Raw genomic sequence first — 25,263 nt, 5'->3', positions numbered from 1 at the left:
AGCCGGGCGGGACGGCTCAGCGAGCGATGTCGTCGAAGCCGACGATCTCCCGCGGGCTGCGCCCGGCGGGCCCCACGTAGCGGGCCGACGGCCGCACCAGCCGGCCGGTCCGCTTCTGCTCCAGGATGTGCGCGCTCCAGCCGGCCGTACGGGCGCAGGTGAACATCGAGGTGAACATGTGCGCCGGGACCTCCGCGAAGTCCAGCACGATGGCCGCCCAGAACTCGACGTTGGTGGCGAGCACCCGGTCGGGGCGGCGGCTGTGCAGCTCGTCCAGCGCGGCCTTCTCCAGCGCAGCGGCGACCTCGAAGCGCGGCGCGTCCAGTTCCTTGGCGGTCCGCCGCAGCACGCGCGCCCGCGGGTCCTCGGCGCGGTAGACCCGGTGACCGAAGCCCATCAGCCGCTCGCCCTTGTCCAGGGCCTGCCGGACGTACGCGTCCGCGTCGCCGGTCCGCTCGATCTCCTCGATCATGCCGAGGACGCGGGACGGGGCGCCGCCGTGCAGCGGGCCGGACATCGCGCCCACCGCACCGGACAGCGCGGCCGACACATCGGCGCCGGTGGAGGCGATGACGCGGGCGGTGAAGGTCGAGGCGTTCATGCCGTGCTCGGCCGCCGAGGTCCAGTAGGCGTCGACCGCCTTGACGTGCTTGGGGTCGGGCTCCCCGCGCCAGCGCTTCATGAAGCGCTCCACGACGGTGTCGGCCTTGTCGATCTCCCGCTGCGGCACCATCGGCAGGCCCTGCCCGCGCGCCGACTGGGCGACGTACGACAGCGCCATGACGGCGGCGCGCGCCAGGTTGTCGCGGGCGGTCCGCTCGTCGATGTCCAGCAGCGGTTTCAGGCCCCACACGGGCGCGAGCATCGCGAGCGCGGACTGGACATCGACCCGGATGTCACCGGAATGCACCGGGATCGGGAACGGCTCGGCGGGCGGCAGACCGGGGTTGAACGCCCCGTCGACCAGCAGCCCCCAGACGTTCCCGAAGGACACGTGCCCGACGAGATCTTCGATGTCGACCCCGCGGTAGCGGAGCGCGCCGCCTTCCTTATCCGGTTCGGCGATCTCCGTCTCGAACGCGACGACTCCCTCGAGTCCGGGTACGAAGTCGGACATCAGGCGGCTCCTCAAGATGGGGACGGCATACGGTCCGTGACCGATGCCGTGCGGTCGAGTCTGGTGCGCGGTGCCGGGCGGTTACGCGGCTGCGCCGGGCAGCTCGCGGTCCGTTCCGGTCACCCCGGTGATGCCCCGCCAGGGCAGAGGTCACGCGACGGTTCCGCCGGCGGTGGGTCGGGCCGCGGGCGGCCACGTGCGAGGTGGTGCGTTACGGGTGTGTGCGGTGCGTTGCGGTGGGTCGTGCGCGCCGGGAACGCTGGTCCGGTGCATCACGTTTCCGGCGTGGTCTCTTCAGGGCAGCGGTAAGTCCCTTCAGGCCGGACACGATAGCTCGCGATGTTCGAAGGCCACAGTGGCTCGACCGACGATTTTGGCGGGTTCGTCACCTGCGGGGGAGGGTGAGATCCGGCACACCGGTCGATTCGCCGACGGGAGGGTTACGGCCCGTCGACGAGGGGCAGACTTCCACCCTTCCCGGCTGACCGGGGCAGGTCGAATGCTGCAAGATGAGGCCGTGCACTCCGCCGACACGCCCTCTCCCCTGAACCCCGATCCCTCGTCCATGCGCGCGCACTACCGCGCCGAGGGACTCGCCGAGTCCGACCTCGCAGCCAGTCCGTACGAGCAATTCGCGTACTGGTTCAAGGAAGCGACCGCCGCCGGCCTGCACGAACCCAACGCGATGGTCGTCTCGACCGCGGACGGCACGGGCCGCCCGAGTTCGCGCACGGTCCTGCTGAAGGCATTCGACGAGCGCGGCTTCGTCTTCTTCACGAACTACACGAGCCGCAAAGGCCGCGACTTGGCCGAAAATCCCCATGTCTCGCTGCTGTTCCCCTGGCACGCGCTCGCCCGCCAGGTCATCGTGAACGGCACCGCGGAACGCATCGGCCGGGACGAGACCGCCGCCTACTTCCGGACCCGCCCGCACGGCTCCCAGTTGGGCGCCTGGGCAAGCGACCAGTCCTCGCCGGTGGCCTCGCGCGCCGAACTGGAGCGGTCCTACGAGCAATTGGCGGCGCGTTATCCGGAAGGCGAACAGGTACCGGCGCCGCCGCACTGGGGCGGCTTTCGCGTCACCGCCGAAACGGCGGAATTCTGGCAGGGCCGGCACAACCGGCTGCACGACCGGCTGCGGTACGTACACGAGCCGTCCGAGGGCGGCGCCGGGGCATGGTCCTGGCGTATGGAGCGGTTGGCGCCCTGACCGCGTCCGCGCGGTGATCGCCCCCACACGCAGACGACCCGCGGGCTGCCTCCCTCGCGCTCTGTGGCGCGAAGGGCCGGTCGGACGAACCGGCAGCCCGCGGGTCGGGTGACTGCTTGGGATTGGCCGGCTGCGCATCTGCAGTATGCGCTGGTCCGGCGCTGCAATGGTGAAGCGACGGGCCGCTAGCCCGCAGCCACCTCACGCGTCCGGTGCGAAATCATTGGCCGAACCACCTCCCTTCTCGTGTGCTCCACACATTAGGAACCGCTCCTGGCGCGCACAACCGAATTTCCCGGAAGCAACGATTTCCGGGAATGGGGTGTGTGCTGAGTCACGTTCCAGTTGAATGACCCAGGTGCAGCACGTGCGGCCGCGTTCGTAAGGGGTGCCAGTGACTGCTTCGTCAGCCTCGTCGTCCGATCACCGCGCCGACGCCGCGTCGTCCGGTCCCGCGAACGGGCCGCAGGCCCCGGGCACGGAGGGGGCCCTCTCGCCCACCGGTCCCGCCGGCGATGCCGGCCGGTCACCGCGCAACGACGACTCCGGACTGCTCGCGGCCCTCCTGGACGGCATGGACGCGGCCCTGGTCGCCTTCGCGGCCGACGGCACGGTCACCCACTGGAATCAGGAGGCCGAGCGGATCCTGGGCTGGACGACCCAGGAGGCGGTCGGCCGCCCCGGTCTGTCCGGCTGGGCCGTCCGCCGGGAGGACAGCGACGAGATCGACGCGGTCCTCGCGACCGCGATGCGCACCCGCGGCCGTCAGGTACACGAATTCGCGCTGCTCACCAAGGACGGCCACCGCGTCCTCGTGCGCACCCAGTCCTCGGCGGTCCGCGGCGGCGACGGCCGGGTCGCCGGCGTGTACTGCGCCTTCAGCGAGGTGCACACCCAGATCGACCTGGAGCGGTCCATCGCCCTCAGCGAGGCCCTCTTCGAGGACGCGTCCTGGGGCGTGGTGCTGGTGGACGCCGATCTGCGGCCGGCCGCCGTCAACGCCCACGCCGCCCGCGTACTGGGCGTGGGGCGCACCGCCCTGCTGGGCCGTCCCCTGGGCGACCTGCTCGCCCAGGGCGTGGAGGAGCTGGAAAGCGCGCTGCAGCACGTCCTCGCCGAGGGCGCGCCACCGGCCGCCGCCGAGCTGTGGGTGACGCTGCGCTCGGAGGAGGCCGACCTGCCGCGCCGGTGCTGGCGCAGCGGCTTCGTCCGGCTCGCCTCCCCGCTCGCCGAGGAACCGGTGCCGCTGGGCGTGGCCTGGCTCTTCCAGGACGTCACCGAGGCCAAGCGGGCCGAGCAGGAGAACTCCCTGCTGCGCTTCCGGGCTCAGCAGCTGCACCGCGCGGGCCGTGCGGCCGCCGAGTGCCCGGACCCGGCCGAGGCCGCCGCCGTCCACCTCGACTTCGCCCTGGCGGGCTTCGCCGACCACGGCCTGGTCGACCTCGCCACCACCCCCGCCCCGGCGCCGTACGGGCCGGTCGGCGAGGACGCGGAATGGAGCGCCGACATGAGCCCGGCCGAGGAGGGGACCGACGAGCGGGCCGGGGCCGGCGGGCGCCCGCGGTGGGGCGACCCACCGCGGCTGGTGCGGACCCTGGCCTCCCCGGCCGGTTCCCCCGGCCCCTCCCAGGCGGTTCCCCCGACGGGCATTCCGGTGGCGTACGCGCCGGGCCATCCGGCGGCCCAGGCGTACGAACGCCGCGGTTCGGTGCGCACCAGCGCCGGACCCGACGCGTCCGAGGGCTGGGCGGCCGCCCGCAGATGGCCGGACGGCACGGTGCACGGCCTGTGCGTGGTGCTGCGCAGCCGCGGTCGCACGCTCGGCGTCGTCACGTTTCTGCGCACCCCGGCCCGCCGCCCGTTCGACCGCGCCGACGCGGACTACGCCGAGGACGTCGCGGCCCGCATCGCCGCCGCACTGGACCTCGCGGGCGCCGCGGGGCTCTGAGAGGGACGGGCCCGGCCGGGGGGCCGCGGCGTGCGCTCCCCTCGCGGGGGTGAGGTCACTGCCGGTAGAAGATCCGGTCGGCGTACTCGCTCATCACCCGGCCGTTCCACTCGTGACCGCCGTCGACGTTCCCCGAGCGCAGCAGCGGCGGGTCGATGCCGCGTTCCGCCAGCTCGCCGGCCGCCGTCGCGACCACGGCCTGCATGATCGCGCTGGTGACGACCGTGGAGGCGGGGGCGAAGGGCGCCTCGATGCCCGGCAGCGTCAACTCCGCGTCGCCGACCGGGATGCGGCTGTCCAGGACGATGTCGCAGTGGTCCTTGAGGTAGGTCCCGGACGCGTGCCGGGGCTTCGTCTCCGCGGTGTACGCCACCGAGGTGAGGCCGATGACCTTGATGCCGAGCGCCCGTGCGTTCATCGCCATCTCCACCGGCAGCGCGTTGCGCCCGGAGAGCGAGATGACCACCAGCACGTCGCCCGCCTCCAGCGCGCTGGTGTCCAGCACCGCGCCGGCCAGCCCGTCGACCCGCTCCAGGGCGCTGCCGAGCGTCGCGGGCCGTACGTCGACGCCCACGACACCGGGGACGGACAGCAGGTTCATGATGGCCAGGCCGCCCGCGCGGTAGACCGTGTCCTGGGCCGGCAGCGAGGAGTGCCCGGCGCCGAAGGAGAAGACCCGGCCGCCGGCAGCGACGGTGTCGGCGATCAGCTGCCCGGCCGCGGCGATCCGGTCGCCCTCCTGGTCACGGACCTGCCGCAGCAGGCCGATCGCGGCTTCGAAGAACTGATCGCCCAGCCGGTCGCTCCGGTCGCTCTCAGCCATTGCCGCGGGCCCCTCTCGTAGAGTCTCGTCGAAGCGTCGCACCGGCATCCCTGCCTCGCGCACACCACCGCGCACCACTGCGCGAGCCTGTCCCCGACGGGCTTTTCGCCCGGGAGGCAAGCGTGGCGCGGATCACGTTGCGGTCTGGACCAGTGCCCTGTCAATACGGACGCGACGTCCGCTGCGCGGACGAGGAGGCACTGTTGTCAGCGGGATGCGTCAGAATTGAGTCCAGGGCCACCGCACCACACATCGAGGGGCACGCATGTCCGGACTGATCGACACCACGGAGATGTATCTCCGCACCATCCTCGAACTGGAAGAGGAAGGTGTGGTCCCCATGCGCGCCCGGATCGCGGAGCGGCTCGAACAGAGCGGCCCGACGGTCAGCCAGACGGTGGCGCGCATGGAGCGAGACGGCCTGCTGACGGTCGCGGGTGACCGGCACCTGGAGCTGACGGAAGAGGGCCGGCGACTGGCGACCCGGGTGATGCGCAAGCACCGCCTCGCCGAGTGCCTGCTCGTCGACGTCATCGGGCTGGAGTGGGAGCAGGTCCACGCCGAGGCGTGTCGTTGGGAGCATGTGATGAGCGAGGCGGTCGAGCGCCGCGTCGTGGAGCTGCTGCGGCATCCGACCGAGTCGCCCTACGGCAACCCGATCCCGGGGCTGGAGGAGCTCGGTGAGACGGCCGGGGGCGACCCGTTCCTGGACGCCGGCATGGTGAGCCTGACGGACCTGGACGCCGGGACCGACGGCAAGACGGTCGTGGTGCGCCGCATCGGCGAGCCCATCCAGGCCGACGCCCAGCTCATGTACACCCTGCGCAGGGCCGGCGTGCAGCCGGGCGCTGTGGTGAGCGTGACGGAGTCTCCGGGCGGAGTGCTGGTCGGCAGCAGCGGTGAGGCCGCCGAGCTGGACGCCGGCATCGCCTCCCACGTCTTCGTCGCCAAGCGCTGACCGAGCAGGAGCCCACCTCCGGGGCGCCGGGGCGCCGTCGGAGGGGGCACGTCCTCACCGGACCGGGGCCCGGAAAATCTCCGCACGGCCACCGGGCCGCGGGAGTCGTTTGAGCTGCGAGGACGCGGTGTTCCACGGGCTCGGCAGCTGCTTGCCGGTTGAACGGGCTTGTGCGAATCCGTGCGATTCAGCCGGTCTCGTGCCACGCTGGCGCTGACGCATAGGCATACGTCGCCACGAGACGTATTGCCGTAAGACCTGGATGGGACCGGGCGGCTGCGCGGCTGAACGCCCACGCGGACAGGGCGCCCGCCGTCGGCTTCTCGGGCCGGGGAGGGGGCTCGGATGCGTCCCTGGAGTCCGATCGGCCGCTCACATCTGCCGCGCGAGGCGCACGCGATGCACGCGGTGCGGCCGCCGCTCCCGTGGCCTGCTCCTCCTGAAGACAGTCGGGGCCCCGGCGCTGCGAGCAGCCGAGGCCCCGCCTCCCCATGTCCCCCCGCCAAGACCCGGAGCCCCGAGCTCCCAGGGTCTTCTACTCCCGCGGGCCCCCTTCCCGGTAGGGCCCGCCTCCCGCCACATTTCTCCCCGTGGCGCTCGCGGCCAATCCTTGAGCGTGGTCACCCGAACGAGGGGTCTTGGGCGCGAATGCCGTACGTTCGAATAGAGGTTCGATAGTGTGGGGCTGATCGAGGGACGACTGGGGGTGCCAAGGCGCATGGTGCGACGCATCGACGTGACCGGGACCGGTGGCGTGCGGCTCGCCGCCTGGGAATTCACCGAGCGGCCCAAGATCGGCGGCGCGGGGGAGGCCGAGCGCGGGCCGGGTGTCCTGCTTCTGCACGGACTGATGGGCCGCGCGGCACACTGGGCCGATACCGCGCGATGGTTGAGCGCGCGCTACCGCCCGGTCGGCCTCGATCAGCGCGGCCACGGCCGCAGCGACAAGCCCGCTGACGGCCCGTACGACCGCGACGCGTATGTCGACGACGCCATTGCCGCCATCGAGCAGCTCGGGCTGGCCCCCGTCGCCCTGATCGGGCACTCCATGGGGGCCCTGACGGCGTGGCAGTTGGCGGCCCGCCGACCGGATCTGGTGAGCGCGCTGGTGATTTGCGATATGCGTGCCTCGGCGCTCGGGGCGGCGTCGCAGCAGGATTGGACCGAGTGGTTCCGCTCCTGGCCGGTGCCGTTCGCCACCCTCGCCGATGTCCGCAAGTGGTTCGGCGAGGACGACCCGACGCTGGAGCGGCCCCGGCCGGCCCGCGGCGAGTTCTTCGCCGAGGTGATGGCCGAGCGCGCGGACGGCTGGCGCCCCGTCTTCTCCCGCCGCCAGATGCTCACGGCCCGGGCGACCTGGGTGCACGACGCCCACTGGGAGGAGCTCGCCCTGGTGCGCTGCCCGACGCTCGTGGTCCGCGGCCTCGACGGCGAGCTGGGCCGCGCCGAGGCCCAGGAAATGGTCCGTGTCCTCCCGGGCGGTGTCTACGCAGAAATAGCCGACACCGGCCATCTCCTGCCCTGGGAACAACCCGACGCCTGGCGCCGAGCCGTCGACCCCTTCCTGGCCGAGTCCCTCCCCTCGACCTGACCGCCCGCCCCTCCGGGCATCCGGCGAACCACAAGCGCGCGAAGAGCCTCGGCCGAAAGCCTCCGACGAGGGGAGTCCGGCCGGGACGATGCGGCCAGGAGGTCGGGCCCGGTCAAGGCGCCCGGCCACGAGCCCGGCCAGGACGCCCGAGCGTGCCCACCGAGCGGGGGCAAGGCCCACAGGCCCGCACCAAGCCCGTACGTGGCAGTCAAGGCCCTCAGAGGCCCGCAGCGAGCCCCCCCCGGGCCCGGAGGCGGGCCCCAACGAGCCCCAACGAGCGCCAACGAGCCCCTGCCAACCGCCGGAGGGCCGGCCCCGCAAGGCCGACCCTCCTCATGACCGATGGCCCGCGGGCCCGGCTCCTACCCCTTGCTGACCGCCGTCAGGATTTCCGGCAGTCGACGGGCCACCCGTGGGGCGGCCAGCCGGAGGCCCAGTTCCGCGATGCCCACGGCGTAGAGGGCGCCCACCGGCAGCAGCACCCACAACAGGTCGTGCATGCCCGCGATATGCAGCCAGAGCGTCAGCCCGAGCAGCGGGGCGCTCAGCACCGCGCCGATCAGCAGGCCGCCGAAGAGGCTGAACCAGGCGATGGAACCCTGCCCCGGGGCGACGTTCTTGTTGCCTTCCGACGGGATCGAGTACGGGAAGAGAGCCGAGGACAGCGCCCCGGTGGCCAGCAGCGCACCCAGCAGGGCCAGCGACAGCCCGTACACCTCGATGAAGGAGGACCACGGCCCGATGAGGGCGGCGGTGCCGATGACGACCAGCGTCACGTACGGGACCGCCACCAAAGCCAGCGTCAGCGCACGGGCCCGCAGTTCCTGGTACGCGTCCCGCGGGGTGCAGATCGTCGAGGCGACCATCCAGAACGCCGAGGTGTCCTGCCCGAACTGGTTGTACATCTGCATGCCGAGCAGCGCGGACGCCGAGAACGCGGTGTAGATGCTGCCCCTGCCCTGCACGGACGAGACGAACGGCACCAGCAGGCCGACGGCGAGCGACGTCGCCCACGACATCTTCGTCTTGGGGTCGCGCCATGCGTAGCGCAGCGCCCGCAGCATGACCGTGCCGGTACGACCGTCCGGCAGCATCCGGGCGAGGCCACGCTCGCCGGTACCGGTCCTGCGGGCGCTGTCCTTCTCCACGGCCTGGAGCGTGGACGAGTCCGGGGACGTCATCAGCGTGGTCAGGGTCCGCTGCCACCACCACAGCAACAGGACCAGGGCGAGCGCCGTCAGCGCCAGGCCGGCCGCGGCCCGCCCGTACGCCCCGTGGCCCGCGTCCTCCACGGCGCTCATCGCGGAAGCCGGCGGCACCCAGCGCAGTACGTCGCCGAGCGGCTCCAGCACGGACAGGCCGTCGGGACGGCCGAGCTTCTGGGCGGCGATGTTGACGCCCTGGGCGCCGACGGCGATGAACAGGCCGCTCAGGACGGCCAGATCGCGGCCGCGGCGGCTGGTCAGCAGCCGCACCGAGGCGGTGGCGACGGCTCGCGCCAGGGACACGCACACCAACACCACCAGGACGACGGCCAGGACGCCGACGGCGCCGGCTACCGGCCCGTCCGCGACCGCGATCACCGAGCCGACCATCAGGGCGAGGGTGAAGACAGGGCCGATGCCGACGAGCGAGGCGGCCAGCAGCGAGACGATCAGCGGGCGCGGCCGCAGCGGCAGCATGACCAGACGCGTGGGATCGAGGGTCTCGTCGCCGGTGGGGAAGAACAGCGGCATCACCGCCCAGCCGAGGGTGAGGATCCCGGTGAGCAGCACGACCAGTGCGCCGACATGGTCGTTGCCCCGCAGCGCGACGAGCCCCAGCACCGCCCCGGCCGCGAACAGCAGGCCGACGATGATCGAGGTGACATACGCCAGGGTCCGCCCCGTCGACTGGCGCAGCCCGTTGCGCAGCAGCGTCAGCTTCAGCCGGACGAAGACGGTGGTCAGGGAGGGAGCGGCGGCCGGCCGGACGACAGCGACGGCGGATTCGGTGCTCATCGGGCGCCGCCACCGCCCAGCCAGTCCAGGTTCTGACCCGCCCCGCGGTCACCTGCGCCGACGAGTTCGAGGAAGGCGTCCTGCAGCGAGGGCGCCGCGCCGCGCACCTGCGCGATCGGGCCGTCCGCGCGGATCCGCCCGGCGGCCATCACCGCGACCCAGTCGCACAGCGACTCGACGAGTTCCATGACGTGGCTGGAGAAGATCACGGTGGCGCCGGATGCGGTGTAGCGCTCCAGGACACCGCGGATGGTCTGCGCGGACACCGGGTCGACGCCCTCGAAGGGCTCGTCGAGGAACAGGATCTCGGGGTTGTGCAGCAGCGCAGCGGCCAGCCCGATCTTCTTGCGCATACCGGTCGAGTAGTCCACGACGAGCTTGTGCTGGGAGCCGGAGAGGTCCAGCACGTCCAGCAGCTGCCCGGCCCGCTTGTCGACCTCGTCGCCGGGCAGTCCGCGCAACCGGCCGATGTAGCCGAGGAGTTCCCGGCCGGACAGTCGCTCGAAGAGCCGCAGCCCCTCGGGCAGTACGCCGATCCGGGACTTCACGGCGACCGGGTCCTGCCAGACGTCGTGGCCGCCGATCTCGACCTGTCCGGAGTCCGGTCGCAGCAGGCCCGTCACCATGGACAGCGTGGTCGTCTTGCCCGCGCCGTTGGGACCGACGAGGCCGATGAAGCGGCCCGCCGGCAGCGTCAAGTCGATGCCGGAGACGGCGACTTGATCGCCGAAGCGCTTCCACAGGCCCTGGATGCGCACGGCGGGCGCGCCGGCTGCCGCACCGTCCGCCGAGGTCGGCCCGCCGGATCCGGTGTCCGGTGCGGTCTGCTGCGGAGCCGTCGCGGCCCGCTCCTTGCTGTGTTCCGGTTCGTTGGCCACCGGTCCTGCCCTTCGACGTCCCCGCAGGGGCCGGTCCTGCCCCCGTCGGCGCCCCACGATACGGGCGGGCCGGCTGCGCGGCCGGATCGGTGACGGGCGCAGCGGCAACGGGGACGGAGGGGCAGGGACGGGCCGGAAGCGTCGCGGTGGACCGGGCTCAGTGGCCCCTGGCCGCCGCCGCGTCGCGGGCGCAGGCGTACCCCAGCGGGCTGATCAGCTCCTCCGCGTCCGGCAGCCAGCGGTTGCTGGCCGTGGGGCGGCGTGCCCACTGCACCGAGCCGTGGGTCCCCACCCTGGTCGGCGGGGCGGCGATGTATTCGCCCTCGCCGCGGCACACCAGGTCCAGGGCGGCGGGCGGCCACCCCAGGCTGCGTACGAGGGCCGGCACCTTCACCGCGGCGCCGGGGAGGACGAGGAAGAGCATCCGGCGGTCGGGGGTGCGGGTCACCGGGCCGAGCGGCAGTTCCATCCGCTCCATACGGGCCAGCGCCAGACAGCCCGCGGTCTCGGGCACATCGAGCGCCTCGAACGTCCGGCCCGTCGGGAGCAGGATGGAGGCGTGCGGCTGCTTGGTCCACATGCGCCGGACCGCCGTCCCGCTGCCGCTGGCCTGACCGGCCCACCCCGGAGCGGTGGGGTGCGCGCCGGGCGCGGGGCAGTCGGCGGCGCCGCACGAGCAGCGCGGCGTCCGGCCGTCGTGCTCCAGCCATGCGCCGGGGAACACGTCCCAATGCCGTTCTTCCGCGTAACGCACCGCAGTGTCGAGCAGCTGCTCGCCGCGCTGCTTGGGGATCTGCGAGGCTCCTGTGACTCCGATGGTCTCTTCCACGCAGAGGACAACTTCCCTTGTCACCAAGGGTTACGGCCGACACGCGGCGCACCCCGGCGCATCGTTCCGGCACGCGGGGCGCATGGGTGCATCGGCGGGGGCGCGTGTGGGGCCGGGGCCCGAGGAACGGGTAGCCACCTGCCTGACGGGCGGAGAGGCCGCCCGGCGGCGGCCGTGGTGCGCAGGAGGGGGAGCCCGGGCACAGCGGCGCCGTGATCCCAGCTCGGGCACCGCGCGTCAGTTCCTTCTCGCAGGTCAACTCCCGGGCCGCACCAGGCCCGGCGGTCACGCTTCGCACGACGGCGCCACGGGCGACGACCGGAAGCCCGTATTCAACGCATCTGCCACAAAGCGCCGAAGAGGTGTATCGCTCGTATCCCGGAAGTCTCGGATATCCGGCATATTCCTGGGGAATTGATCGCGGGGAACGGCGTTCGACGGTGAACGCGCAGCAGCAACAGGGGGTACAGCATGGCCGCAAGGCCACTCGTCGCGCGGCAGCCCAACGAACGGCTGCAAGCGCTGATCCAGGAAGCCGCATGCTCCAACGCGGGGCTGGCCCGCCGCGTCAACATGTGCGGCGCGGAACACGGTCTCGACCTGCGGTACGACAAGACCTCGGTGGCCCGCTGGCTGCGTGGCCAGCAGCCGCGGGGCCGCGCTCCGGCCGTCATCGCGGAGGCGCTCGGCCGGAAGCTGGGGCGCACGGTCACCATCGACGAGATCGGGATGGCCGACGGCAAGAACCTCGCGTCCGGGGTGGGGCTGCAGTTCTCGCCGACCGTCCTCGGGGCGATCGAGCAGGTCTGCGAGCTGTGGCGCAGCGACGTCGGGCGGCGCGACTTCCTCAGCGGCTCGACGGTCGCGGCCTCCGCGCTGGTGGAGCCCAGCCGGGACTGGCTGATCACCGGCGCTGACAGCCAGGTCGCCCGCAGCGCCGGCTCCCGGGTCGGCATGGCGGATGTCGAGGCGGTCCGTGCGATGACCTCGGCGCTGAGCGAGCTGGACCACCGGTTCGGCGCCGGACACGTCCGGCCGGTCGTCGTGCACTACCTCAACAGCGTCGTCTCCGGGCTGCTCGCCGGCTCCTACCGCGAATCCGTCGGACGGGAGCTGTTCGCGGCGGTCGCCCGCCTGACGGAGCTGGGCGGCTACATGGCCGTCGACACCGGTCAGCCCGGGCTCGCGCAGCGCTACTACATCCAGGCGCTGCGTCTGGCGCAGGCGGCCGGTGACCGCGGTTACGGCGGCTACGTACTCGCCGCGAGCATGAGCCACCTCGCCGCCTCGCTCGGCAATCCGAGGGAGATCGCCCAGCTGGCCCGGGCCGCGCAGGAGGGCGCCCGCGGGCATGTCACGCCGCGTGCGGAGGCGATGTTCTGTGCGGCGGAGGCGCGCGGACACGCCCTGATGGGGGACGGCCGGGCGTTCCAGGCCGTGGCGGGCCGGGCGCTCGCCGCGATGGAGCGCGCCGATGCCGCCGCCGACGCGGGCGACGACCCGGTCTGGATCAGTCACTTCGACGAGGCGTACCTCGCCGATGAACTGGCCCACTGCCACCGCGACCTGGGGCAGCCGGGGCCCGCCGAGGAGCGGGCCAGGGAGGCGCTGGACAAGCACCCGGAGAGCCGGGCCCGGCGTCGTGCCATCGGGCTGGTGCTGCTGGCCGGTGCCCAGGTGCAGCAGCGCGAGATCGAGCAGGCCTGCCACACGGGCTCCCAGGCGGTGGAGCTGCTGAGCACGCTGCGTTCGAACCGCGGCGCCGAGTATCTGGAGGACCTGCAGCTGCGCCTGGAGCCGTATCGGGACGAACCGGTCGTGCGGGAGTTCAGCGCCCGGATGGAGCTGCGGACCGTGGCGGCGTAAGGGCGGGCGGCGGTCACGGGCGTTTCGCGGGACGCCGGGCGGGCCGGGGATTCCGGTCCGCCCGGTGCGCCGGGGGTCCGCGGTCACCGCGCCCGTGGGCCGGCGGGGGTGGTGACCAGGGGACGTGGTCGAACGTTGCTGCGAACCGGTAGCGTGAGCCGACGATTCCGTAGGTCTGCACGATGGTAGGAGCCCCCGGTGACGCAGAGCGGACAGGGTCACGACCCGCAGAATTCTGCGGCCGGTCCCGCGCGAGAGGGCATTGTGCTGCCCGCCAACGGTGAGCCGTGGGTCCCCGACCAGCAGGCCGCGCCGCCGGCCGGACAGCCGTGGGGCCAGCCCTGGGGACCCGACCAGCAGGCCGGGCCGCAGACGTACGGACAGGCACCCGCCCAGGGGCAGGCGCCCGCCGCGCAGCAGGCGTACGGACAGACAGACCCCCAGGGACAGGCATCCGCCCCGCAGCAGGGCTATGGCCAGTCCCAGCCGCCCGCGTACGGGCAGCAGCAGGCCCCGGCGCCGCAGCAGGCGCTGCCGCCCCAGGGCGAGGGTTACCCGCAGCAGCCCCAGGGGCAGCCGCCGCTGCCGCCGCTGCCTCCTTCGATGCCGCAGCAGCCCCCCGCGCAGCTGCCGGCCGCCGCGGGCGCCGAGGCGACGGCGTTCATGCCGCCGTACGGTGCGCAGGGCGGCCAGGGCGGCGCGCTGCCGCCCGAGGGACCGGCGTACGGCGAGGCTCAGCAGCAGGGCTACGGCGGGCACGCCGCCCAGCAACCCCAGCAGCAGGCGTACGGCCAGCAGCCTCCGCAGCAATACGGACAGCAGCAGCCCCAACAGCCCCAGCAGTACGGCGGCCCGCAGCAGCAGGAGCAGTACGGCGGGCAGCACCCTCAGCAGCCGCAGCCTCAGCAGCCCCAGGCCACGTCCGGGCAGCTCGTCCCGGCGTCCCCGCAGACCGGAGCGCCCCTGCCGCCCGCCGCGGGAGACGCCGAGGCGACCGCGCTGATCCCGCCGGTCGGCGCGCAGCAGGGGGGCCCCGGGGTCGCGCCGCTGCCGCCCGAAGCGCCCTCGCGCCCCGAGACGGCCGGTGAGTCCACCCAGATGCTGCGCCGGGTGAAGCCGCAGGACGGAGGCGCGGGGCGCCAGGCGCAGCCGATGCCGCAGCAGTCCCAGCCGATGCCCGGCGCCGGACCCGCGGACTCCGAGGCCACTGCGCTGATCCCCCCGGTGGGTGCGGGTGTGCCCGCGCCACCGCCGCGCGCGCCGTACGGGATACGCCCGGGTGCGCCGGGGGACCGCCCGACGCCCGCCGAGTTCGACGGGCTCTTCCGCAACGACTCCGGTACGCCGGGAGCGGCCGCGCCGGATGCCACCGCGCAACTGCCGCGCTTCGAGGACCCGGGCCGCCCGTCGTACGGCGGGCCGGGCCACGGGCAGTTCCCGCCGCAGGGCGGCGGCCCCGACCGGCAGCCCTACGACGACGGCCACGGCGCACCGCGCCGGCGGCTGGCCCCGGCCGTCATCGTCGGTGTCGTCGTGCTCGCGCTCGCGGGCGCCGGCCTCGGTGTCGGCTGGGCCCTGAGCGGTGGCAGCGACGACGAAACGAAGAAGCAGTCCCCCGGCAGCAGTACGGAGAAGACGGCGACGAAGGAGCCTTCCGCGGAGCCGTCCGCCGACCCCGCCGAGGCACAGGCCAAGGGGCTGGACGCGCTCCTCGGGGACAGCAACAACAGCCGCTCCTCCGTGATCAACGCCGTCAACAGCATCAAGACCTGCGACAACCTGGGGAAGGCCGCCAAGGACCTGCGGGCCGCGGCCGGACAGCGCAACGCCCTGGTGCAGCGGCTGCGGCAGCTGCCCGTCGACAAGATCCCCGACAACGCCGCGCTGACCGCGGCGCTCACCACGGCGTGGCAGTCCTCCGCCTCCGCGGACAACCACTATGCCGCCTGGGCGGGCCAGGTCGCAGGCAAGAAGGGCTGCCACAAGGGCAGGGCCCGCGGCACCAAGCAGGCCGCCGAGGGCAATGTGGCCAGCGGTGAGGCGACGAAGGCCAAGCAGCAGGCGGCGAAGATCTGGAACCCGCTCGCTCAGAAGTACAGCCTGACGGAGCGCCGCCCCGAGCAGCTCTGAGCTCGGCCCGACAGCCCTGAACGCCGCCCGAGCACTCCGGGCGGACGAGGCCGGCGGCGACCGGACGGCGCGGACCCGCCCCCTGGCCGCGGTCGCGTCTCGCCCCTGCCGGGCGGCCGCTCAGCTGTCCGTGCGCCGCCGCTCCAGCGTCTTGGCGACGTTCACGAAGCCGTTCTTCACGGCGACCAGCTGTCCGTCCCGCACCGCCTGGTAGGTCACCTGGCCGTTCACGATGCGCGGGAAGTCCTGGACGGCGAGCATGTCGTCCGACCGCCAGCGCAGCTTGGGCGTCAGGCCGCCGGTGTCGATGGCCCGGTCGCCGCGGTCCAGCCCCTTCTGCAGGGCGTGCGAGGTGATGTCCTTCACGCCCTCCTCATCGAGCTGCCGCACCAGGGCGCGCAGCACGGTGTAGGCGATCCACGTCGTCTGGACGCCCTGGTCGGCGGGGTCGATGCGGTTGTCGCCGAAGGCGTGGTCGTGGATGACCCGGCGCATCGGCTCCCAGCGGGCGTCGCTCGCGACCGGGTACCAGCCGGTGAGGTAGGCGCCCTCCAACGGTCCGGAACCGCCGCCAGTGCGGTTCACCAGCGACTGGCCGACGCTGCCGAGGACGGAGGCGATCCGCACCTTGGGGCTGTCCTGCTGGAGGCGCCGGAAGGAGTCGAAGAACGCGTCGGTGTGGTCGCCCAGCGAGGCGGTCACACACCCGCCGTGCGCCTTCCCCCCGGCCGCCGCCGTGCCGTAGACCCCCGGGTCCGCGCCCACGCCGTCCAGCGCCCGGGACACCTCGCCCGAGTAGTCGGTGCCGTCCTCGGGGGCGCGGATGTCCTGTGCCGGGCGGCGACTTCCGCTCTCCAGGCCGGAGTTGAGCAGGGACGGCATCTGGTCGCCCTGGATGGTGTCCGGCCGGATCAGCGCGACCCGCTCGCAACTGCGCGCCAACTGCCGCCCGTTGCCGGCCAGGAGGGACGCCTGGCCGCCGTTGACGGGGTAGGAGAGCGGGCTGGCGAACTCCTCGTCGGAGGCGCCGTAACCGCCGATGAAGGGGATGCCCTTGACCTCAAGGGGCGACATGAAGGAACGGCCGAACTGGCTGTACGAGCCGACCACGGCGACCGCGCCCTTGTCCGCCGCGCGCTGGCCGCACTGCGCGGCGGCCACCGAGTCGTTGTGGTCGTTGCAGGTGAGGACCCTGAGGCGGTGGCCGCTGAGGCCGCCGTGGGCGTTGACCCAGCGGGCGTAGGCCTGGGCCATCGCCGGCATACCCGGCATATTGGTCGCCTTGGTGCCCTGAGGGGCCCAGGTCATCACCGTGATCGGCTCCTTCTCCCCGGTTTCCTGCCAGGAGCCGGGGAGGGTGCCGCAGGCCGAGAGCAGGGACGCGAGGACCGCCGTACACGCCACCGCCGAAGCGATCGCGACCGCGGGAGCGGAGGAGAAGGGGCGCGGGAGGGAACGTCGCCGTCCGGTCATGTGCAGTAACCCTTCCGCCCCACCAGGAACGGGTGAGTGACGTCAGGGCAACGGATGGTGACCTCGGAGTGAACTCCGGGGGGCCGCGGGAGATCATCGGGGCGGAACGTACGATCGAATACTGTGCAAGGTTCGGAGAAGTCTTCCCGTCGCGGCCGCCGCTCCACCACCATGGGCGGCATGCCACTCAACGACATGCCGTGGTGGCGCTGGCGCAGCAATGTGCGCTCCGCGCTGCACATGCTTTCCGACCCCGTCTTCCAGCAGGGGACCTGGCTGGCCGGCCTCCCCGGGTACGGCGACGTCACCGATGCCGTCTACCGGCTCGTCGAGGACACCTGGCTCGACAACTGGTCGGCGGACAAGTACATCGGCACGATCTTCCGGGACGCCCAGGAGGCGGCCCTGGTCGACGCCGCCGTGCTGCGGGTGCTGAGGATCATGCACCAGGTCGGCGCGGACGCCCCCGTCGCCGCGTACATGCAGCATCAGGGCTGGCCGGAGGCGGTCCAGGCGGCCCGCGAGGCGCATGTGCAGCTGTCGGCGGCGGACGGCGAGGACCCGGATGTCCCGCCGCGCTCGCTGGAGGTGCTGGCCATCATGACCGGAGCCCTGGACGCCCCTGCCTGACCATCGCGGCAGGTGTGCGACCCTATGAGGTCATGAGCGAGACCCAGCCCACCCAGACCGGCCGGCCCGACCGGTCCGAGCAGTACGTCCTGACGCTGTCCTGCCCGGACAAGCAGGGGATCGTGCATGCGGTGTCCAGTTACCTCTTCATCACCGGCTGCAACATCGAGGACAGTCAGCAGTTCGGCGACCACGACACCGGGCTGTTCTTCATGCGCGTCCACTTCAGTGCGGACGCCTCGGTGAGCCTCGAGAAGCTGCGGGCCAGCTTCGCCGCGGTGGGCGACTCCTTCGGTATGGACTGGCAGATCCACCGGGCCGACGAGAAGATGCGCGTCATCCTGATGGTGTCCAAGTTCGGGCACTGCCTCAACGACCTGCTCTTCCGCTCCCGGATCGGCGCCCTGCCGATCGAGATCGCGGCCGTGGTCTCCAACCACACGGACTTCGCCGAGCTGGTCGGCTCGTACGACCTCCCCTTCCACCACCTGCCGGTCACCCGGGACAACAAGGCGGAGGCCGAGGCGCAGCTGCTGGAGCTGGTGCGCGCCGAGAGCGTCGAGCTGGTGGTACTCGCCCGCTACATGCAGGTGCTCTCCGACGATCTGTGCAAGGCGCTGTCCGGCCGGATCATCAACATCCACCACTCCTTCCTCCCGAGCTTCAAGGGCGCCAAGCCCTACCACCAGGCGCACGCCCGCGGGGTGAAGCTCATCGGGGCCACCGCCCACTACGTCACGGCGGACCTCGACGAGGGCCCGATCATCGAGCAGGAGGTCGAGCGCGTCGGCCACGAGGTCACGCCCGACCAGCTGGTCGCCATCGGCCGGGACGTCGAGTGCCAGGCCCTGGCCCGTGCCGTGAAGTGGCACAGCGAGCGCCGCGTGCTGCTCAACGGCAGCCGCACCGTCGTCTTCGCCTAGCGCGCCCCTCCGACTCTCCCGGGGCACCCACCCGCTCCGGGAGTCCCGTCGCCCGTCCGGCCGGAGTGCCGGAGCGGGCAGGCCGACGGGAGCGTTCAGAGACGGGTGCGCTCAGAGGCGGGAGAGCGAAGCGGTCGCGAACAGGACCTCTCGGATGGCGTCGCGTTCGCCGTGCTGGCCCGCCGCGGCCTCCTCGGGGGAGACATGGCCGGCGGCCAGCTGACAGAACTCCGAGCTGTCCAGGGCGATATGGGCGACCGTGTGGTCCGGGGTGCCGAGCGCAGCGGGCGAGTCCAGCGCTATGTACCAGTGGCCGCCGCCGTTGCCCTCCACTTCCAGATGCAGGGTGCGGCCGGGGGCGCCCGCCTCGACGAGCCGCTGCGGCGGCGCGGCGAGCCCGGCCCGGCGGCGGTCGGCCAGGGCGACGGGCAGCAGCCGGGCGGCGAGGTCGACCAGCCGGTGGACATGGCCGGCGGCCGGCGGTTCGTACGGGTAGTCCACCGCTTCGGCGATGTCGCCGGCGTGCACCCAGCACTCGAAGGCGCGGTCCAGGAACGAGTCGCGCAGCGGCAGCTTGAACCCGCCGTAGGGAACGGCGACCTCGGACACCCCGCGGCCGGTGAAGGAGACGGTCCTGATCAGCGCGTGGCTCTGGTCGCGCCACGGTCCGTGGGCGGTCAGCGGGGTCTGCTCCTCGCTCATCGCCTGCCAGTAGCTCTCCGTACGGCCTGCGGGCCCCGACGGGGCGCCCGGCGGAGCGGTGCCGAGCGGGTCGGGCAGGCCGAGAGCCGTCGCCAGCAGGCCGTCCACCGCCATCAGATGGCCGATGACGCCGGCGACGGTGGTCTCCCGCTCGACGGGGCGCTCGTGCTCGAACCAGCGCAGCTGCACCGGCGCGCGCCACTCCGCCTCGCCCATGTCCCGCAGCAGCGCGTCGAGTTTGGCGGTCTCCGCGTCGTAGGGCATCGCCCACTCCGGGACGGGGATACGGGCCGGGCGGCGGCCCAGGCAGCCTTCCAGGACGCGGGAGCGCAGCAGGGGGTCGAGGTCGAGGCTGTCGGCAGGGTGCAGCAGGCCGACGGCGTCGCGCAGCCGCAGTGCCTCGTCCGCGCAGGCGGCACAGTCCGTCAGATGCGCCTCGACGGAGGCCGTCTCCTCGGTGGAACACGCGGCCAGCGCCCAGGCGCCCAGCAGCGATTTGAGGACCCTGTGCGGCGGGGCGGCGGGAGCCGTCGGCACGGGTGGTGCGATGGGCACGGTGAGGGGCTCGCTCTCGGATCTCGGCCCCGGATCCGACCCGGATTCCGGGACGGATCGCGCCCCGGGATCGCCCCCGGATTCCGCCCCGGGACCGCGTCCGGGAGCGGAGTCGGCACCGTCGCGCTCGTTTTCCGGTGCGCGCGTCGGCGGGGTGGCGTCGGGCAGCGGTCCGAAGTCCTCGGCCGCGCTGCGCGGTGACGGTATCCGCGGACGGCCGGGAAGCGCGCGGCCCTGTGAACCTTGCGGGTCAGGGGAGCCGGACGGCGGTCCGTGGCGTTCGGACCGGCCGGGGTGCTCGTGCGGATCGTCGGGGCGGTGGCCGTCCCACTCGTCGGGGCCGCTCACAGGGACCGTCCGCGGCCCTGGCCGGGTGGATGGACGGAACCCGGAAGCGCGCGCTGCGCATGGGGTGGGCACGGTTTGCGGGGCGCGTGCGGTGGCTGGGGAGCGTGGGACGCCACGGGCGATGAGGGTGCGGCGTGCGATGCGTGGGACGAGCGGGGCGCCGCGGGCGGCAGGGCCTGGTGGTTGTGGGCGGTGGACAGCAGCTGAAGACCGAGGCGGAGCCGGCGCCGTGCCTCGTCCTCGGTGACGCCGAGGTCGGCGGCGGTCTGGCGGTAGTCCCGCCGCTGGAAGTAGGCCAGTTCCAGGGCGGCCCGCAGTGGTGCGGGCATGGACGTGACGATGTAGTCGGCGCGGGCGGCGGCGGAGGCGTCGCGGATCTTCTGCTCTATCTCGGCGGGTTCGGGGGCGTCCGCGCCGCAGTCGCGCGCCGAGGCGGCTTCGGTCTGCCGCAGCCGCTGGACGGCCTGGTGGCGGGTGACCCCGGCGACCCAGGAGCGCAGCGAGCCCTCCTTGGGGTCGTAGGAGTCAGGGTGCTCCCAGATGAAAGCGAACACCTCGCGGGTGATGCGGTCCGCGGCGTCCTCGTCGTCGAGGACGCGGTGGGCGAGGCTGTGCACGAGGGAGGCGAAGCGGTCGTACAGCTCGCCGAGCGCGGCGGCCTCGCCGCGGGCCAGCCGCTGTTGCATCCGCCTGTCCCACCGCGGATGTGCGTCGTTTCCCATCGGACCCCCATACCTGTCCGTCGCCGCCGAGTTCACACCTCTACCGACACCGCTGTCGACGTCTCCCCGTCATTCCTCCTGACGCCTCTACGGCACCACTGCCCACCCCATGCCCACATTTGTGCCCACGATCACACTCCGGCCTGTCGTCGAATCTAGTGCGCGGGTATGACAACGCACGCTCGTTTGCGACAAACCGAGCCGGACGGCCGATGCGGATGGTAAAGGAGTCACTACTTTGAGCGGGAAATTCCTGATCACGGCCGACCGATGCGGATCGTTCGTGCCCGTATCGACGGATGTGTTATCCGTGCGTGACCAGGCAGCGGGGCGAAGTGGTCGCCCGCGGGGCATAGCCTTGGGCGGGAGCGGCCTGTTGCGCCAAGGATTCGTAAGAGTTTCAGGGGAGAGAGGCCGGGCAGTCGAGCCGGGGAAGGATTCGTTCCGGATCTCTCCGGGGCTCGTCCGTTCCGAAAGCGAGCGAAAGGCTTCGAGCGCGTGTCGTTGAAGGTGGCAGAGGGCGAACAGGGCCAATGGGCCGTACTACAGGTGTCCGGGGAAATGGACCTGGTCACGTCGCCTGCGGTGCGCCAGCATGTGCACGACGCGGTGGCGGACGGCCGGCGAAGTCTCGTGCTCGATCTCTCCGAGGTGCGATTCTGCGATTCCAGCGGCGTCGGCGTGCTCATCGCCGCGCGCCGGCTGATGCGCTCCTGCCAGGGGCGGCTGCGGCTGATCCTGCCGGCGCAGGGGGCCGTGGACGGCTCGCACGTCAACAGGGTGCTGGCGGCACTGGGTGTCCGCCGGCTCTTCGAGGTCTACCCCGACCTGCACACGGCCGTTGACGAGGCCGCGGCGCCGCTCTCCGCCTGAGCCGTACGGAGCACCCGGAACACCCGGCCGCACCGAGCAGCACCGCCCAGCTCAGCCCCCTCGGCCTCGACGCCGTTACCCCACGCTCCGTCCCGCGCAACGGAGCGACCCGCCCGGCCCGAAGCGGCCGGCCTCTCGGCCTGCCGCCGCCCCCTTCACCCCGCCCCGTACGGAAACTCCGCCCGTACGACGAAACCGCCGTCTGACGTGGGACGCGCTTCCAGCGTCCCGCCGAGGCTCTGGGCCCGCTCCCGCAGTCCCACAAGCCCGTGCCCGCCCCCGGGAAGCGCAAGCGCGGTCGCCGTGGCGTCCGGCGGACCGTTGCGTATCTCGACCCGCAGCCCCTGGGTCCCCTCGTCCGCCGCATCCGCGGACCGTGTGTCCGCCGCCCGCGCCGCGTCCGCCACGGCCGTGCCGTCCCCGCCCGTCGGGTGCGTCGTGCGGATCGTGTCCACCGGATCCACACGAACCCTGACCCGCGCGCCCGGCGCATGCTTGCGGACGTTGGTGAGCGCTTCCTGGACCGTGCGGAAGGCGGCCCGCTCCACCGTCTTCGCGCCGCTCGCGCCGGCCACCACCCCGCCCTCGTACGTGACGTCCAGCGCGCTCATCTCGATCAGCCGCGGCAGTTCGTCCAGGTCGGGTTGGGGCGCGAGGCCGCGGGCCTCCTCCGCGTCGCCGCCGGCCGCACGCAGCACGCCGACCATGTGCCGCAGCTCCTCCAGCGTGCGTATCGACAGGTCCCGGATCGTCTTGGCGCCCGTGCGGGCCGCCTCGTCCTCCGTGCTGACCTGCACGGCTCCCGCCTGCAGGCTGATCAGACTGACCTGATGGGCGACGACGTCGTGCATCTCCCGGGCGAGCCGGGCGCGTTCGGTCGTCTTCACCCGGTCGGCCAGCAGCCGGTCCTCACGGCGCAGGCTGCGGGTCAGATCCTCCACCCGGACGGCCAGTTCGCGGCGGGTGCGGACCAGCAGGCCCAGGGTGATCGGCGCCGCCGAGGTGACGCAGGCGTCGATCAACACGAGGGTGTTCTCGCGGTGTTCGGACAGATCGAGGTCGGAGATGGGATACGGGAAGAAGTGCGCGGCGATCAGCAGCAGCGCGCAGATGCCGAGTCTGGCCCGGCCCGGCCGTCGCGCGGAGAGGGTGTAGAGGGCGATCATCGGCGCGAACCAGATGTAGCCGATGTAGAGGCCCGGGAGGGTGAAGAGGAAGACGAGGAGCGGGAAGCGCCGGCGCATCAGCAGGGCCGCAGCGGCCACCACCGACACCCACAGCTCCAGGGCGAGTTCGACACCGTTGACGAGCAGCGCGTCGGCGACGGCGAGCAGCACCGGGACCACGACCGGGGCGATCCGGCGCGCTGCTCGACCCACCGGGCCGCGGGCCGCCGCGATCACGCTCACCACGTCCCTCGGGGCGTGCCCGTGACCAGGCCCGCGCGGTCGGCGACGATGGCGGCCTGGATGCGGTTGATACCGCCCAATTTGGCCAGCAGGGCACGGACATGGTCCTTGACCGTGCTGGGGGCGAGTCCCATCCGGTCGGCTATCTGGGCGTTGCCCAGGCCCTCGCCGAGCAGTGCGAGCACCTCGGACTCGCGCGGTGTCAGCCCGTCGACGGCGCGGGTGGCGGCCGCCTGGTCCTCCGCGGTGAGGTAGCCGCCGATGACCGCCCGGGTGACGCCCGGGTCCAGCACGCTGCCGCCGGCCGCGAGGGTCCGTACGGCGCGCAGGAGCTGTTCGGGGTCGGAGTCCTTGAGCAGGAAGCCGGCCGCGCCCGCCCGCAGCGCCGCGGTCAGGTATTCCTGGGCGTCGAAGGTGGTCAGCATCGCCACGGTCGGTGGCTTCGGGACGGCGCGCAGCCGCCGCAGGACGGTCAGCCCGTCCACGTCCGGCATGCGGATGTCGAGGAGTACGACCTCCGCCGCGCTCTCCAGCACGGTGTCCACGGCCTCGGCCCCGCTGCAGTCAGCGACCATCTCGATGTCCGGGGCGGTCCCCAGAATCATCCGCAGTCCCGATCTGACGAGCCGCTCGTCGTCCACCACAGCGACACGGATCACCGGCCGCCCCTTTCTCCGTCGCACCCGTTCCAGGCCGCGGAACCGCCGGTCCCGCGCGACTCCGCCCGCCGCCCACCGGGTCCGCCCCGAGGCGGTCCCGCACCCCCGCCACCTGGCGGGGGTGAGCCCGCGACCTGTGGAGGATGCCGCGGGGAGGTACCCGCGGGCAGAGTGGTTCACATGCTGCACCACTGAAGAGGCCACAAGCCCCATACGCGTTGCAGTTCACATTGGCGGCCGCCGCGACCCCCACACGCGACGGCCGTCTTTGGCGTATGGGAGGGCAGTCGTGGGGGGGGGGGGGGGGGGGGGGGGGGGGGGGGGGGGGGGGCCGGGGGGCCCCCCCCCCCCCACGACCAGGCATTATCCGGCGCAGACCGGCACCATCCGGCCGGGCGCGCGTCGTCCCGCGTCTCGCCCCGGCGCCGAGCCGGCCCCACCGCGTCCCGCTGGCAGGCGGATGCCCATGGTGAGCGGCGCACGCTCACGCGGTACGCGTGGCACGAACGAGCCCCCGCCTACCGCCCCCCGTACCGCCCGTCCAAGGCCGTGCGGAGGGGTTCCGGGCGCGGGCTGCCGTAGGGGACGAAGCCGCGGCCCGTCGCCAGGAGTACCACCGAGGTCATCGCCGCGAGGCTGTAGGCCGTCGTCACCGCGGACAGCGTGCCCTCGGTCGTCTCGAAGGACTGGTTGAAGAAGTCCGTCACGGTCAGCCACACCACCGTCCGGACGGTCAGGTACAGCTCCACCGCCGCGAACACCAGCAGCGCACCCCGGACGTCCCGCCGCCCCCGTACGGCGAGTACGCCGAGGACCAGCAGCACGAGCACCGAGCCGACGGTGGTGAACTCGGCGGTGACGGCCAGCCGCAGCGGGCCCGGCTCGGAGGCGTCGAGCACGCCGCGCAGGTAGCGGCCGGTGTCCACCTCCGGCGCCGCGAGGCCCCGCAGCACCCAGCCGAGGCGGGCCGCGCCCATCACCAGGAACAGCACTCCGCAGACCCGGGACAGGCGTCGCCACCGGGCGTCGAGCTCCTCGGGAGCCCCGCCCGCGGCCCGCCGGTCCGCGGCCTCCCCGCCACGGCGCTCGGTGGCGGGGGAGAGCATGGTCAGGATGACCAGCGCCGCCAGCAGTCCGAGGCCACGTGTGGCGAGAGCCCAGCCGCCCAGCTCGTCGTTGCCGTACTGGTCCCGATAGGCCGCGTCCAGCAGGCCCACGCCCTCGCGCGCGGAGACGGCAAGCAGCAGGAAGGCGGACAGCAGGGCGGCGGGGCGCGCGATCCGGCGTTGCGCCAGAGCCAGCGCCGCGATGACCAGGAACGCGACGGCGAATGCCCACTCGTAGGGGCCCACCTCCTGCGAGGCGGGGGAGGCGCCCGGGTTGAACAGGCCCTCGACGAAGCCCCCGAGGCCGGCGTCGCTCCCGGAGATGCCGTGGACGGTCCAGGCGATCAGCGCGCCCGCGTAGAGCGCGAGGCACAGGCCGGACGCGAGATAGGCGCCGCTGTGCTCCGGTGCGGCGCGTCCGGGGCCGGGGCCGGGGCGGACGTCCACCGCTCCGCCGTCCTGCATCACCATGGCCGACCCCCGATCCACCCGAAGCAGCCGCCGTACCGGCTG

20 protein-coding genes are annotated in these 25,263 nt (G+C 73.0%); 9 read left to right on the top strand and 11 right to left on the bottom strand.

Annotated features, from left to right (window positions below; genetic code table 11):
• Positions 1-16 precede the first annotated feature (16 nt).
• Positions 17-1,117 (bottom strand): citrate synthase 2, encoded by a 1,101-nt coding sequence (locus ACGFZW_RS21270; protein ID WP_393894721.1) that lies wholly within the window; start codon positions 1,115-1,117, stop codon positions 17-19.
• Between the two features lie 499 nt (positions 1,118-1,616).
• Between ACGFZW_RS21270 and pdxH the strand changes: the two genes are divergently transcribed.
• Complete coding sequence (pdxH, locus tag ACGFZW_RS21265) at positions 1,617-2,327, top strand: pyridoxamine 5'-phosphate oxidase (RefSeq protein ID WP_393894720.1); 711 nt, start codon at positions 1,617-1,619, stop codon at positions 2,325-2,327.
• Between the two features lie 550 nt (positions 2,328-2,877).
• Positions 2,878-4,275, top strand: coding sequence for a PAS domain-containing protein (locus tag ACGFZW_RS21260; RefSeq protein WP_393894907.1), 1,398 nt, complete (start codon positions 2,878-2,880; stop codon positions 4,273-4,275).
• A 55-nt stretch (positions 4,276-4,330) separates the two neighbouring features.
• On the opposite strand, the gene ACGFZW_RS21255 is transcribed toward ACGFZW_RS21260, so the two are convergent.
• On the bottom strand, positions 4,331-5,098 hold the full coding sequence (locus ACGFZW_RS21255; protein ID WP_393894719.1) for an SIS domain-containing protein: 768 nt from the start codon (positions 5,096-5,098) through the stop codon (positions 4,331-4,333).
• 265 nt (positions 5,099-5,363) lie between these two features.
• On the opposite strand from ACGFZW_RS21255, the gene ACGFZW_RS21250 reads away from it, so the two are divergent.
• Together ACGFZW_RS21250 and ACGFZW_RS21245 are read left to right on the top strand one after the other, a co-directional pair.
• A complete protein-coding gene (locus ACGFZW_RS21250) occupies positions 5,364-6,056 on the top strand; it encodes a metal-dependent transcriptional regulator (RefSeq protein ID WP_393894718.1) in 693 nt (230 codons plus the stop codon).
• 718 nt (positions 6,057-6,774) lie between these two features.
• The gene (locus tag ACGFZW_RS21245; RefSeq protein ID WP_393894717.1) at positions 6,775-7,647 is read left to right on the top strand and encodes an alpha/beta fold hydrolase; all 873 of its coding nucleotides are present in this window, start codon (positions 6,775-6,777) and stop codon (positions 7,645-7,647) included.
• Between the two features lie 362 nt (positions 7,648-8,009).
• On the opposite strand, the gene ACGFZW_RS21240 is transcribed toward ACGFZW_RS21245, so the two are convergent.
• The 3 genes from ACGFZW_RS21240 to ACGFZW_RS21230 all read right to left on the bottom strand — a co-directional run bounded on the left by ACGFZW_RS21240 (position 8,010) and on the right by ACGFZW_RS21230 (position 11,354).
• On the bottom strand, positions 8,010-9,647 hold the full coding sequence (locus ACGFZW_RS21240) for a transporter (RefSeq protein WP_393894716.1): 1,638 nt from the start codon (positions 9,645-9,647) through the stop codon (positions 8,010-8,012).
• Positions 9,644-10,525, bottom strand: coding sequence for an ABC transporter ATP-binding protein (locus ACGFZW_RS21235; protein ID WP_393894715.1), 882 nt, complete (start codon positions 10,523-10,525; stop codon positions 9,644-9,646). Before ACGFZW_RS21235 ends, ACGFZW_RS21240 begins: the two co-directional genes overlap by 4 nt.
• A gap of 157 nt (positions 10,526-10,682) precedes the next feature.
• Entirely contained in the window at positions 10,683-11,354 is a 672-nt protein-coding gene (locus tag ACGFZW_RS21230) for a bifunctional DNA primase/polymerase (RefSeq protein ID WP_393894714.1), read from the bottom strand.
• A 471-nt stretch (positions 11,355-11,825) separates the two neighbouring features.
• Here ACGFZW_RS21230 and ACGFZW_RS21225 point away from each other — a divergent pair, with 471 nt between their 5' ends.
• Positions 11,826-13,220: a transcriptional regulator gene (locus ACGFZW_RS21225; RefSeq protein WP_393894713.1), complete on the top strand. Its 1,395-nt coding sequence runs from the start codon at positions 11,826-11,828 to the stop codon at positions 13,218-13,220.
• A 198-nt stretch (positions 13,221-13,418) separates the two neighbouring features.
• Complete coding sequence (locus tag ACGFZW_RS21220; RefSeq protein WP_393894712.1) at positions 13,419-15,350, top strand: hypothetical protein; 1,932 nt, start codon at positions 13,419-13,421, stop codon at positions 15,348-15,350.
• Between the two features lie 120 nt (positions 15,351-15,470).
• Here the strand turns inward: ACGFZW_RS21220 and ACGFZW_RS21215 are convergent, their stop codons facing one another.
• Complete coding sequence (locus ACGFZW_RS21215; RefSeq protein ID WP_393894711.1) at positions 15,471-16,823, bottom strand: ABC transporter substrate-binding protein; 1,353 nt, start codon at positions 16,821-16,823, stop codon at positions 15,471-15,473.
• A gap of 171 nt (positions 16,824-16,994) precedes the next feature.
• Between ACGFZW_RS21215 and ACGFZW_RS21210 the strand changes: the two genes are divergently transcribed.
• Both ACGFZW_RS21210 and purU read left to right on the top strand, forming a co-directional pair.
• On the top strand, positions 16,995-17,453 hold the full coding sequence (locus tag ACGFZW_RS21210) for a hypothetical protein (RefSeq protein ID WP_393894906.1): 459 nt from the start codon (positions 16,995-16,997) through the stop codon (positions 17,451-17,453).
• 32 nt (positions 17,454-17,485) lie between these two features.
• Positions 17,486-18,376 (top strand): formyltetrahydrofolate deformylase, encoded by an 891-nt coding sequence (gene purU, locus ACGFZW_RS21205; protein WP_393894710.1) that lies wholly within the window; start codon positions 17,486-17,488, stop codon positions 18,374-18,376.
• A 111-nt stretch (positions 18,377-18,487) separates the two neighbouring features.
• Here purU and ACGFZW_RS21200 read toward each other — a convergent pair whose 3' ends face one another.
• Together ACGFZW_RS21200 and ACGFZW_RS21195 are read right to left on the bottom strand one after the other, a co-directional pair.
• Positions 18,488-19,981 (bottom strand): zf-HC2 domain-containing protein, encoded by a 1,494-nt coding sequence (locus tag ACGFZW_RS21200; RefSeq protein WP_393894709.1) that lies wholly within the window; start codon positions 19,979-19,981, stop codon positions 18,488-18,490.
• Positions 19,978-20,703: a sigma-70 family RNA polymerase sigma factor gene (locus ACGFZW_RS21195; protein WP_393894708.1), complete on the bottom strand. Its 726-nt coding sequence runs from the start codon at positions 20,701-20,703 to the stop codon at positions 19,978-19,980. The genes ACGFZW_RS21200 and ACGFZW_RS21195 overlap by 4 nt, the downstream gene beginning before the upstream one ends.
• A gap of 498 nt (positions 20,704-21,201) precedes the next feature.
• Between ACGFZW_RS21195 and ACGFZW_RS21190 the strand changes: the two genes are divergently transcribed.
• Positions 21,202-21,576 carry an STAS domain-containing protein gene (locus ACGFZW_RS21190; protein WP_393894707.1) on the top strand — a complete coding sequence of 125 codons (375 nt, stop codon included), beginning with the start codon at positions 21,202-21,204 and terminating at the stop codon, positions 21,574-21,576.
• Between the two features lie 155 nt (positions 21,577-21,731).
• Here ACGFZW_RS21190 and ACGFZW_RS21185 read toward each other — a convergent pair whose 3' ends face one another.
• The 3 genes from ACGFZW_RS21185 to ACGFZW_RS21175 all read right to left on the bottom strand — a co-directional run bounded on the left by ACGFZW_RS21185 (position 21,732) and on the right by ACGFZW_RS21175 (position 25,221).
• Complete coding sequence (locus ACGFZW_RS21185; RefSeq protein WP_393894905.1) at positions 21,732-22,976, bottom strand: sensor histidine kinase; 1,245 nt, start codon at positions 22,974-22,976, stop codon at positions 21,732-21,734.
• 5 nt (positions 22,977-22,981) lie between these two features.
• On the bottom strand, positions 22,982-23,644 hold the full coding sequence (locus tag ACGFZW_RS21180; RefSeq protein WP_393894706.1) for a response regulator: 663 nt from the start codon (positions 23,642-23,644) through the stop codon (positions 22,982-22,984).
• Between the two features lie 518 nt (positions 23,645-24,162).
• Positions 24,163-25,221 carry a hypothetical protein gene (locus ACGFZW_RS21175; protein ID WP_393894705.1) on the bottom strand — a complete coding sequence of 353 codons (1,059 nt, stop codon included), beginning with the start codon at positions 25,219-25,221 and terminating at the stop codon, positions 24,163-24,165.
• Positions 25,222-25,263 lie beyond the last annotated feature (42 nt).

Origin of the sequence: Streptomyces sp. NPDC048248 (assembly GCF_043201875.1) — a bacterium.
In the GTDB taxonomy this organism is placed as follows: Bacteria; Actinomycetota; Actinomycetes; order Streptomycetales; family Streptomycetaceae; genus Streptomyces.
This window is presented reverse-complemented; position numbering and strand designations above follow the sequence as displayed.